Raw genomic sequence first — 13015 nt, forward strand, 5'->3', positions numbered from 1 at the left:
CTACAATGACGGCTTCAAATCTTCTGACAAAGTAATAATATCTATTCTAATGAAATTACACAGAAATTTGGTGTTTGCCGTAATAGACGCCTTAAACCTTGTATTTAACGAAAATGAATATGCCGATAAGGTGGTTCAAAAAGTACTTAAGTATGACAAACGTTGGGGAGCGCGTGACCGTGGCTTTATCGCAGAGACCACTTATGAAATGGTACGTTACAAACGTTTATATACTGAAATTGCCGAAATAAAAGCACCATATAGTAGACCAGATTTATTTCGTATGTGGGCAGTTTGGGCTGTTTTGAAAGGAATTAAATTACCGGATTGGAAACAAATCGAACCAACACCAGAGAGAAGAATTAAAGGTAAATTCGATGAGCTTTCTCAAATTAGAAAATATAGAGAAGCGGTGCCAGATTGGATCGATGAGTTATGTGAAAAAGCCTTAGGTGAAAAATTATGGACCGAAGAGCTTGCAAAACTTAACGAGCCTGCTGAAGTTATTTTACGTACAAATACGTTACGAACTACAAAAGAAAAATTACGTAAAGCACTTTTAGATGAAAATATCGTTGCAGAGCCTATAAAAGGATATGCTTCTGCATTGAAATTGGTTGAGAGAGCAAATGTTTTTGTTACTCAAGCTTTTAAAAACGGAATGTTCGAAGTTCAAGATGCCTCGTCTCAATTAGTTGCAGAGTTTTTAGATATTGAACCAGGGCAACGTGTGGTTGATACATGTGCCGGTGCCGGTGGTAAATCTTTGCACTTAGCCGCTTTAATGGAAAATAAAGGTCAATTGATCTCTATGGATATTTACGGAAGTAAATTGAAAGAACTTAAAAGACGTGCCAGACGCAATGGAGCGCATAATATTGAAGTTCGTGAAATTGATTCTTCTAAAGTTTACAAAAAACTTTACGGCAGCGCAGATAGAGTACTTATCGATGCACCGTGTACAGGATTGGGAGTTTTGAGAAGAAACCCAGATTCTAAATGGAAAATGCAACCGGAGTTTCTGGATAAAATTGTAAAAACACAGCACGAAATTATTAGAAATTATAGCAAAATTGTTAAACCTGGCGGTAAGATGGTATATGCTACGTGTTCTATTCTTCCTCAAGAAAACAGTCATCAGGTTCAGTCTTTCTTGAAGTCTGAAGAAGGTAAAGATTTTAGCTTGGTGAAAGACAAAAAAATATACGCTTCTAAAAGTGGTTATGACGGATTCTATATGGCTTTGCTAGAGAAGAAAATCTAATTACTAAGTTATTACATATTAAAAAGCCTTTCAGTTCAATTGAACCGAAAGGCTTTTTTAATGAATAGTATTCAACAGCCTAATCTTTCAATGTGGGGTATTCGATACCCAATTGCTCTAAATATGTATCGTATTTGGTTTCATCGTAATAGAACTTTTCTAATTCTGGTCTAAACTGATCTTGCTTGTCTTTATTTAAATAAATTGGCGGCATATCACTTTCGGTAATCATTGGTTGATATTTGGTGTCTTTTTGCTGCTCATTATTAAAATAGTCCCACGCGCCTTTCATTAATTCTGGCTTTAATAAAAAGTCTATAATCGTCATCGCTTCTACCTTTGCCCCTGCAACCACGCCTTTATGCGCTATTGGTGTAGCCATAGCTATTGCATTACTCCAATGATGACCTTGTAGACCAGGTATGTTACTTGGGTACCTTAACGTAACTGTTGGCACCTTCCAAGATACATCACCAATATCATCTGAGCCACCACTAATTGGCTCAAGAACTGGGAGTCCTAATTCATCCAATTCTAAAGGCAAACCTTCTATTTTTTCTGAATTTACTTCTGTTTGCACGGCTTTAGCTAATTTTTGATCAGCCTCTGACCATTCTGGTAATCCAACTTGCTTAATGTTAGAATACATAGTTTCAGCTATCACCTTATTATAATGTCTTGGCCAGGCAGTACCTAAAACTTTAGAGGTCATGGTTGTACCTGTCATTAATGCTGCACCTTTAGCCATATCGTTTGCCATGGCGTACATCTCCATGATTCCCTCATACTTTATATCTCTAAAATAGAACCAGATAGCTGCTTTAGAAGGCACTACATTGGGTTGATCACCAGCATCAGTAAATATGGAATGTGAACGTTTTAGTGGATGTAAATGCTCCCTCTTATAATTCCAAGCAATATTCATCAACTCTGCAGCATCTAAAGCACTTTTACCTCTCCATGGTGAACCAGCGGAATGTGCCGCTTCGCCATCAAAGGCATATTCTACTGATATTAACCCCGTACCTCTTGTTGGTCCGTACGAGACTCCAAGATTATTACCCACATGGGTGAAAATACACATATCAATATCATCAAAACGACCATCTCGAACGTACCATGCTTTAGCAGCAACCAATTCTTCGGCAATACCTGGCCAAACTAGAAGTGTACCCCCAATATTCTCACGTTCCATAATTTTTTTAACCGCTAAGGCGGAGGAAATATTCATTGGAATACCAGAATTATGTCCTTCGCCATGTCCAGGAGCTCCCTCAACTATTGGTTTATGATATGCCACACCCGGATATTGGGATGCTTTTGGAATGCAATCTACATCACTACCCAAAGCAATTGTAGGTCCTTCACCATTGCTCCAAGTTGCAAACCAAGCAGTGGGAATTCCTGAGATGGAGTTTTCAATCTCGAATCCGTTTTCAGCCAAAATTCCTGTCAGATATTTTGAAGATTCTACTTCTTGAAAACCCAATTCTGAAAAACTAAAAATTTTATCGACCATTACCTGAGATTGTTTTTTATTCTCCTCAACAATAGCGGCAACCTCGGTTTTTAATTTTTCAATTTGTTTGTTTGATCTTTTCTTTTGTGCGTACACGCCACTAAAGGCGAAAATGCAGCATGCGAATGCACATAATGTAGTTTTTTGTTTCATGGCGGTTATTTGAATTAGCAGCTAGAAGTTACATAAATTGATTGTTACGATCGCGAAAACAACCAATTTTTATCTAATTCAAAACCAGAGCAATCTATTTTAAAGTAAATAGGAATTTAATGGGCATTAAAATCCATATTTATAAACTAATTAAATTTATGTAAAGGAATTTTAAAATAATGGTAATTGTTGATTTTTTGGAGCTTCTGGTATAACTGGCACTACCACTTTTTCTTCCATTTGTTTTTGACCCCAAGTGGTCATGGCCTTCACAACCGGAAGCAATGATTTACCTAACGGCGTCAACGTATATTCTACTCGTGGCGGAATTTCACCAAATAACGTACGATCAAGAATACCTGACCGTTCTAGAGACTTTAATTGCTTACTTAACATTTGGCGATTTATGCCTTCTATTTCTACAAAAAGTTTATTAAATCGATTGGTGCCTTTACTAATATGATACATAATAACAGGTTTCCATTTACCGCCTATCATATCCATACAATATTCAAGTGCCTGTGTATCATTATTTTGCTTCGCCATTCCTTTTTACTTTTCTAATATCAACAATTCTCCTGATTAAAAACTGAATCTAATTCAGTCCAATAAACATACTATAATAATATTTATTATAAAAATCTAATTTTAAGACTATAAAGCAACACTTTACCTAGCCCAATTATCTTAGATGATAAAGGTAAAACAAATTCACACTAATTTCATTAACAATTACTGTTTAAAAGTGTTTCAATTTCCCGTAAATCTTATCTAGTAAAACCTTAATTTTGTACTTTAAAAATCAATACCAGACACACTATAATGATTCACTTTTTTGGGGAACCTAGCAAAAAGGTTTTTGCGGTACAGACCGCTAAGGAACTTTCATCTGAAGATACAAGTAAACTTATATGGTTGTTCGGCAACCAACCTAAAATAAATGCGGCGTCTCTTGACGCCTTTTTTGTTGGCCCAAGAGCCGCTATGATTACTCCGTGGAGTACGAATGCTACAGAAATTACTCAGAATATGGGTGTTTCTGGAATTATTCGGATCGAGGAATTCAATGCTATTGAAGAAAAATTTATAGGGTTCGACCCAATGATTTCTCAGAAATACAGCACTCTAAACCAACAGGTTTTTGATGTTCACACAGAACCAAAACCTATTTTGAATATTGAAGATATTGCTGCTTTCAACAAACAAGAAGGTTTAGCTCTTAATGATGAAGAAGTTGGATATCTTGATAACCTCAGCAAAAAACTTGGTCGAAAACTAACCGATTCTGAAGTATTCGGTTTTAGTCAAGTAAACTCTGAGCATTGTAGACACAAAATATTCAATGGCACTTTTGTCATTGACGGTGAAGAAATGCCTTCTTCGTTATTTAAGTTGATAAAGAAAACTTCTCAAGAGTTTCCTAATGAAATAGTATCTGCTTATAAAGACAATGTTGCCTTTGTAAAAGGACCTAGAGTAATGCAATTTGCCCCGAAAACAGCAGACAAGCCAGACTTTTATCAAGAGAAAGAATTTGACTCCGTAATTTCAATAAAAGCAGAAACACATAACTTCCCTACAACTGTAGAGCCTTTTAATGGTGCTGCAACTGGTGCTGGCGGAGAAATAAGAGATCGTTTAGCTGGTGGCAAAGGTTCTTTACCTCTTGCCGGTACTGCAGTTTACATGACCGCCTACTCTCGTCTAGAAAAAGAGAGGTCTTGGGAAAAGGGAATGCAAGAGAGAGATTGGTTATACCAAACTCCTATGGATATTCTTATTAAAGCTTCTAATGGTGCTTCTGATTTTGGAAACAAATTCGGACAGCCATTAATTACAGGTTCTGTTCTTACGTTTGAATATGATGAAGCTTCTACTCCGTTTGAATCTTCCGAAGAAAATAAAACTTCAGCTGAGTCCAGTCATCGTAGGCTGGGTTATGACAAAGTGATCATGCAAGCTGGTGGTATTGGGTACGGAAAAATTGAGCAAGCTATAAAAGACAAACCTGAAACAGGTAATAAAATAGTAATATTAGGTGGTGACAATTACCGAATTGGTATGGGTGGCGCAGCAGTTTCTAGTGCAGATACTGGCGAATTTAGCTCGGCTATCGAACTAAACGCCGTACAACGTTCTAATCCTGAAATGCAAAAAAGAGCCGCTAATGCTATTCGTGGTATGGTAGAAAGCGATGTAAATACTATCGTATCTATTCATGATCATGGAGCTGGCGGACACCTTAACTGTTTATCAGAATTAGTAGAGGAAACTGGTGGTAAAATAGATTTAGACAAATTACCTGTTGGTGACCCTACCCTATCTGCTAAAGAAATTATTGGTAACGAATCTCAAGAACGTATGGGTCTTGTAATCGGCAAAGAAGATATCGGTTTATTGAAGCGAATTGCTGACCGTGAGCGTTCGCCAATGTACGAGGTTGGTGATGTTACTGGTGACGACCGTTTTACTTTTGAATCTAAAACCAACGGTGCTAAGCCAATGGATTTAGCTTTGTCTGATATGTTCGGTAGTTCTCCTAAAACGGTAATGACAGATAAAACGGTTATTCGTGATTATAAGAATGCAGAATATTCTTTAGAATTCTTTCATGATTACCTAGATGCGGTTCTTCAACTTGAAGCTGTTGCTAGTAAAGACTGGCTTACGAATAAAGTAGACCGTTGTGTTGGTGGTCGTGTGGCAAAACAACAATGTGTTGGTCCGTTACAATTGCCTTTGAATAATTGCGGAGTAATGGCATTAGATTTTAAAGGAAAAGAAGGAATTGCTACTAGTATTGGGCACTCCCCTATTTCTGCTTTGATCGATCCTGCAGCAGGTAGTAAAAATAGTATAGCAGAATCATTGACCAATTTAGTTTGGGCGCCGTTAAAAGATGGATTGGCTTCTGTTTCTCTTTCCGCTAACTGGATGTGGCCTTGTAAAAACGAAGGTGAAGATGCTCGTCTTTACAAAGCTGTACAGGCAGTTTCTGATTTTGCTATCGATTTAGGCATTAACGTACCTACAGGAAAGGATTCTCTTTCCATGAAACAAAAATATAAAGATGGTGATGTAATTTCTCCTGGTACCGTAGTCATTTCTGCTGCTGGTAACTGTAGCGATATTACAAAGGTTGTTGAACCGGTTTTACAGAAAGGTGCCGGTTCTATTTATTACATCAACTTATCTAAAGACAATTATAAATTAGGTGGCTCGTCGTTTGCACAGACTAGAAATAGTATTGGTAACGAAACCCCTACAATTACTGATTCTGCTTATTTTAAAACTGTTTTTAATACGATTCAATCTTTAATAAAAGAAGATAAAATTGTCGCTGGACACGATGTTGCTTCTGGTGGATTGATTACTACTTTGTTAGAACTTTGTTTTGCTGACACTAATTTAGGCGCAAACCTTGACCTAACAAGTTTAGGTGAAGCTGATACAATTAAAGTTTTGTTCTCTGAAAATGCAGGTATTGTATTGCAAGCGAAAGATGATAGCATTGAGTCAATTTTTGCATCTAAAAATATTGAAGCTAAGAAAATAGGTAATGTTACAGATGAAGCTACACTTACTGTTAGAAATAATGGTATGGAAATGGGACTTAACATAGAAACTTTACGAGATACTTGGTTTAAAACATCATATTTACTAGATAATCAACAGACCTCAAAAGGTTTAGCGAAGGATAGATTTGAAAATTATAAGGTTCAACCTTTACAGTACAATTTCTTGAATTCTGCAGCTATTATTTTACCTAATCGTTCTGAAACAACAAACGGAACGAGACCAAAAGCCGCGATTCTTAGAGAGAAAGGAAGTAACTCTGAACGTGAAATGGCAAATGCTATGTATTTAGCAGGATTTGATGTAAAAGATGTTCACATGACCGATTTAATCTCTGGTCGTGAAAATTTAGAAGACATTCAATTTCTAGGTGCCGTAGGCGGCTTTTCTAATTCAGATGTGTTAGGTAGTGCAAAAGGTTGGGCAGGTGCCATTAAATACAATGAAAAGGCAAATACAGTTATTAAAAACTTCTTTGCAAGACCAGATACATTATCTGTAGGTATTTGTAATGGTTGTCAGTTGTTTATGGAGTTGGATTTAATAAATCCTGAACATGAATCTCATGGCAAAATGACCTACAACGATTCTCATAAACATGAGAGTAATTTTACATCTGTAGAAATTCAGAAAAATAACTCTGTAATGCTTTCTTCTTTAGAGGGAAGTAAACTTGGCGTGTGGATTTCTCATGGTGAGGGTAAATTTGCTTTACCACTATCTGAAGAGAATTATGATATCGTTGCCAAGTATGGTTACGAAGGCTATCCTGCAAATCCGAATGGCAGTGATTTCAACACCGCAATGCTTTGCGATAAAACGGGTCGTCACTTAGTAACTATGCCACATATTGAACGTTCTATTTTTCCATGGAACTGGGCACATTATCCAACGGATAGAACTGATGAAGTTTCACCATGGTTAGAAGCGTTTAAAAATGCTAAAACGTGGGTTGATAATCAGAAATAGACATTGCATATTCATAAAAAAGCAAAAGCTGTGCACTCCCATGTCTGGGGTACACAGCTTTTTTTACAACCAAAACGTATTATCTAACCAACAATCTACCGCTCCATGTTTTCTCACTAGAGTTTTGTAGTTTGTATAGGTATAACCCTGGGGATAGGTCTTTTCTTTTTATCGTTATTTCATTTTGCCCTGCTACACTTTCACCTTCCATATGGTGGTTAATAAGTAATTTACCACTCAAAGAATAAATATCTAATTGATAGGTATCTGCCTTTTCTTCATAAAAGTATAAGCCAGAACTTTCTATCATTGGGTTCGGATATACAATCGACTTATTCAAATCTGAATCTACAAACTCTTGACCCAGTTCACGATTATGAAAATCTATATTTTGTAACTCCATAGACTTTTCTTCCGCATACCTATTTTCAGCAACTAGATTAAAAGAAAGCACTTTTATATCAGAAAACTCGGTACCTGCATCTGAGTCATTTTTAAAATCGGTTGCAGATAATGTGTATTCATCCATTTCACTTTCTAAACTGATAGTAGTTTTATAAATTGAACCATCACCTTTTATCAATTGTACATCTAAATTACCGGTTCCCTTAGCCTCAAAACTTACTTTGCTATATTCACTTAAATCGACAGCTGCAAACCTCGGACTCAAAGCACGGTACACTCCTAAATAGTTACTAGTGCTACCTTCTAATTTTATATTTCTTTCAATAGGATATCCCTCACCAATATATGGACCATCAGCAGGTAACACTTCATAGGTAGCTACAGTTGTTTCTTCGGCAGAATCATCTAAGCCCCATGGCGCGTCGGCAACAAAAAGATCATCTGGTGTCATACCTAAACCAGCACTTATTCTAAATCCTAAATCGAACAAGGTTCCTGTTTTTAGGGCTACGGAATCTAAATACCCATCAATATCTGCAGTTACTCCTAATACTTCAGTTTCACTAGTTTCGGTCAATTTTAACCCGCCTTCTAGATTAATACTTTGAGAATTATTATTGTTCACTAAGTTCAATAAAACTTCACCATTTTTATAGCTAGCAGACTTTACGAATACTGGTGGAGGCGTTGACCCATTATACTGGGTGATAGCTGCATTAACCTCTAAAAGATTTAAAATTTCATCGGCTAGCAATAATAAGTCATCTACTGAATTAGACCATATCTGAAAATTATAATAAGCTGTATTGCCTGCATAGGCATCAATATTCCAATGCGATTCTATGGTGAAATTTTCATCTGCATTTACCCTAGCTGAGAAAGTAAGAGCAAATTCAAGACTACCGTCCGGTTGCTTAATAATGGACTTGATAAAATCTTTTTCTCGTAACTGAATATTTGAAACCGATAATAATTGTGCTCCTAGAAAACGGTCGCAGATAAACTTACTATGCTCGTATACCTTATTATCCGTTTTAATGACCATCAATGATCCTAAGTTTTCAGAACCGTTTAAATAATCTACCGAATAGATATCTGATGCATTCGTTAAATCTAATAAATCGCTAGGTGATGACTCAATTGTACTTGTCTCGCCTATCACACCTAACGGCACTAGGCTATTTAAAGGTATCTCATCGATTGCTGTTTTAGAAGTAAGTCCATAAAACGCATTTTTAACTAGTTTCTTGGCACTCAGTTTATCAAATACATAATTTGTCTTCGCTCTATTGAAATTTCTCTTACTAATTAAATTCGCTAGCCTATCATTACTTTCTAATCCGCCTTTATTAGCACTAGAAGTAGTAACTATTACTGGGCAAGCAGCAACACCAGAACATGAAGGGTCATCGCAATCTACTAATCCGTCACCATCATCATCTACACCATTCAAACAATCTTCTTGTGGTACAGGTGCTGTGGGGCAACGGGCACCATCATTACTTGAGGCTGCAGGACCAAAAGCAAAAATATTTGAATTCATATTTCCGTCCGTAATATTTTGGACTTGCTCAATTTTATAAACCGAACCGGTTTGGTTGGCAGAAATATAGAAGTTACCATCAACATCAAAATAGACTGCGCCAAATGTATAGCTTAACCCTTCTATAATAGGTACTTCACCTAAGTTGTAAACTTTACCTGTTTCGGGATCAATTTTATATAGTTTTCGAGTACCGCCTTCTACTGTATACAACATACCATCTGCAGCATTGAAAGCCCAATCAGCTATACCTAAACTTTGACTTAATTCAAAAGCACCTAAATATTCAAGATAGGTTGGTGAATCGGGATTAATATCAACCTTAAAATAAGAAGAACCACCTGCCTTAAAATAATAAACACCATCTGGTGAAATATCTCCCACATATTTATTTCCCGATGGTAATTCTGGTATTGTGTATTGATTTACAGTATAGTTTTTTCCAATTCTTACAATGGTACTCGAGGGGGTCGATAAATATCCCCATAAATAACCATCTGTGGGGTTATAACCTACACCGTTCACATTACCTGGAGTAATATCTTCGGCTACTAAATAAGAACTACCTGATGCCAGATCCAATTTGTATATATCGTTGTACTGAAATAAGTAGGCGTTAAAATCACAGTTGAAAGGTTCTGCCTGTGCGTTCATATTCCAGCCAAAAAGAGCTATCACAATTACAGCAATTGAGTTCAATAATATGTTTTTAAGGTATTTTTTTTTCATGCCTTCAACGATTTGGGATTTATCTCACTGCTCAAATCTAATAGAATTAATTAAAGAATTTTCTTACAAAAATTCGAGATGTATACATAACACGCTCAAATACAATTTATTGTAGTTGAATGGCTAAATTCGATACATTACATTGTAATAGTCTAGAATTAAGAATATTGTAACGAGATGCTAGTTTATTTAACAATACAATTTTAAAATATCGAGTTCTTTCACTATTTTGCAATTCTTATTAGAAATTACATATGCAGAAAGTTACCCGTCTTTTTGACTTCCCTTATTACCAACTTGAAAAGCATGCTTTAAAAGAAGCGTTGGTGTCAAAAACAAATGGAGAGTGGATTAAAACCTCGACACAAGAATATATAGACAACGCAAATACCATTAGCCGTGGGCTTTTACGCCTAGGGGTTAAACCTAATGATAAGATTGCCGTAATATCACTTACCAATAGAACTGAGTGGAATATTATGGACATCGGTATTCTTCAATTGGGCGCACAGAATGTACCCATTTACCCAACTATATCTGAAGAAGATTATGCTTATGTACTTAATCATTCTGAAGCAAAATTCTGTTTTGTTTCTTGCGATGAAGTATATGAAAAAGTACTTTCAATTAAAGATCAGGTCAAAAGTCTAGAAAATGTTTATTCTTTTGAACAGCTTTCTAATTGCGATAATTGGAGCAAAGTATTAGAATTAGGTGCAGATACTTCAAATCAAGACGAAGTTCAAAAATTAATGAATGCCGTAACACCAAATGATTTGGCTACCTTAATTTATACATCAGGTACAACAGGAAGACCTAAAGGTGTAATGCTTTCTCATAATAATCTTGTATCGAATGCCATTGAAAGTTCCAAGCGATTTCCTATTGAAGACGGAAATACAAAGGCGTTAAGCTTCTTACCGCTATGCCACGTTTATGAGCGAATGTTAATTTACTTATATCAATATAGAGGTGTTTCTATTTACTACGCTGAATCATTAGATAAAATAAGCGATAACTTAAAAGAAACTAGTCCGCATGTAATGACAGCCGTACCTAGACTTTTAGAAAAGGTATATGACAAAATATATGCAAAAGGTACCGAGCTTACCGGTATTAAAAAGAAACTTTTCTTTTGGGCCGTAGACTTGGGTCTTAGATACGAACCATACGGTCAAAACGGATGGTGGTACGAAACGCAACTTTCTATAGCCAGAAAATTAATTTTCAGTAAGTGGAAAGAAGGTTTAGGCGGAAACCTAGGTTTAATTGCCTCTGGTAGCGCTGCTTTACAACCACGATTATCTAGAATTTTTAATGCTGCGGAATTCGGACTGATGGAAGGGTACGGACTATCTGAAACTTCACCTGTAATTTCGGTTAATGATATGCGCGAAGGCGGATTCAGAATTGGAAGCGTTGGTAAACCTATTGACCGTACTGAAGTTAAAATTGCCGCAGATGGTGAAATATGCATTAAGGGCCCACAAGTTATGTTGGGTTATTATAAGGATGAAGAGAAAACAAAAGAGGTAATTGTTGACGGATATTTCTTAACCGGAGATATTGGGGAATTGGATAGCGACGGATTCTTAAAAATCACAGATCGTAAAAAAGAAATGTTTAAAACTTCTGGTGGTAAATATGTTGCTCCTCAACTTTTAGAAAATCGTTTTAAACAATCGCCATTCATTGAACAAATTATGGTAATCGGTGAAAGTGAAAAAATGCCGGCCGCATTAATACAGCCAAATTTTGAACATATTAAAGAATGGGCTAAAAGAAAGAATATTACTGTAGGTGATAATATCGATATCGCAACAAACGAAAAAGTTATTGCTAGAATTGATGAAGAAGTTGCTCTAGCCAATGAAAGTTTTGCCAAATGGGAGAAAATTAAACAATTTAGATTGACACCTGAAGTTTGGAGTATGGAAGCCGGACACCTTACCCCTACCATGAAAATGAAACGAAAAATAATTAAAGAAAAATACATTGACCTATACAATGATATTTATGAGCATTAAGTAATGCTTTTAAGTTTCTAAAATTTCAATTTTTCAAATTGAAATTCATAATATATACCACATTTCAACAAACCATTTTTAGGTTTTGCAAGTTGAAATGTGGTTTTGTTGTTTTAGCTATTAGGTGTTTACCATTAAGTACAGTTTTCTAAAATCTCATTATTAGTTGCCATATCATTCAACTATATTGTTACTACAATAGGATCAAATACTATACTTGTAGCTATTTTTAGTTTATCCATGGCTTAGTGAATCAAATCGTATTAGTAAACGACTTACCACATAACATACTATTACTGTAAGATTTGAACATTATTATTTTACCAATTTATTATGCATGCATAATAAATTTTCTTATATTTGGGAACCAACTAACAGAGTATGAAAGAAGCAACGATAGATTATGCGTTGAGAGCTACATGGCAAGCAGTAGCTAGAATGTATAATGAAGAAGCAAAGAATTTTGATTCTACTATGGCTGTTGGTTTTACATTATTAAGTATCGATCCTAAAACAGGCACACCTTCAACTTCATTAGGTCCAAAGATGGGAATGGAAGCTACTAGTCTTTCTAGGATCTTAAAAAGTATGGAACAAAAAGGTCTTATTTTAAGAAAACCTAACCCGAACGATGGTAGGGGTGTTCTTATTTATTTAACAGACTTCGGACTAGAAAAAAGGAACGATTCTAAAAACACTGTTCTTAGATTTAACGAGGCAGTAAAAAATGAAGTTACCGATGAAAAATTAGAAAGTTTTTTTGAAGTTACAGATGCCATCAATAAACTGATTGCAGACAAAAAATTATTTTAATACAACTTATCAAATTA

Annotated in this window: 7 protein-coding genes; 4 read left to right on the plus strand and 3 right to left on the minus strand. The window is 35.8% G+C overall.

Translation table 11 applies throughout. The annotated features are described in order from the left end of the window. Positions 1-49: 49 nt before the first annotated feature. Positions 50-1264, plus strand: a complete 1215-nt coding sequence (locus ACEN2N_RS05775; protein WP_441823424.1) for an RsmB/NOP family class I SAM-dependent RNA methyltransferase — start codon at positions 50-52, stop codon at positions 1262-1264. Positions 1265-1343: 79 nt separating this feature from the next. Here the strand turns inward: ACEN2N_RS05775 and ACEN2N_RS05780 are convergent, their stop codons facing one another. Together ACEN2N_RS05780 and ACEN2N_RS05785 are read right to left on the minus strand one after the other, a co-directional pair. Further along, positions 1344-2936 (minus strand): amidohydrolase, encoded by a 1593-nt coding sequence (locus ACEN2N_RS05780; RefSeq protein ID WP_441823425.1) that lies wholly within the window; start codon positions 2934-2936, stop codon positions 1344-1346. A gap of 171 nt (positions 2937-3107) precedes the next feature. Beyond that, positions 3108-3482: a winged helix-turn-helix transcriptional regulator gene (locus ACEN2N_RS05785; RefSeq protein ID WP_441823426.1), complete on the minus strand. Its 375-nt coding sequence runs from the start codon at positions 3480-3482 to the stop codon at positions 3108-3110. Between the two features lie 276 nt (positions 3483-3758). Here ACEN2N_RS05785 and purL point away from each other — a divergent pair, with 276 nt between their 5' ends. Then, a complete protein-coding gene (gene purL / locus ACEN2N_RS05790; protein ID WP_441823427.1) occupies positions 3759-7481 on the plus strand; it encodes a phosphoribosylformylglycinamidine synthase in 3723 nt (1240 codons plus the stop codon). A 79-nt stretch (positions 7482-7560) separates the two neighbouring features. Here the strand turns inward: purL and ACEN2N_RS05795 are convergent, their stop codons facing one another. Continuing rightward, entirely contained in the window at positions 7561-10158 is a 2598-nt protein-coding gene (locus ACEN2N_RS05795) for a DUF6923 family protein (protein WP_441823428.1), read from the minus strand. Positions 10159-10412: 254 nt separating this feature from the next. On the opposite strand from ACEN2N_RS05795, the gene ACEN2N_RS05800 reads away from it, so the two are divergent. Then, positions 10413-12185 (plus strand): AMP-dependent synthetase/ligase, encoded by a 1773-nt coding sequence (locus ACEN2N_RS05800; protein WP_441823429.1) that lies wholly within the window; start codon positions 10413-10415, stop codon positions 12183-12185. Positions 12186-12566: 381 nt separating this feature from the next. Next, a complete protein-coding gene (locus ACEN2N_RS05805) occupies positions 12567-12998 on the plus strand; it encodes a MarR family winged helix-turn-helix transcriptional regulator (protein ID WP_441823430.1) in 432 nt (143 codons plus the stop codon). The last annotated feature ends 17 nt before the right edge of the window (positions 12999-13015 follow it).

The organism is Maribacter spongiicola, assembly GCF_052119685.1.
Taxonomy (GTDB): Bacteria; Bacteroidota; Bacteroidia; order Flavobacteriales; family Flavobacteriaceae; genus Maribacter; species Maribacter spongiicola_A.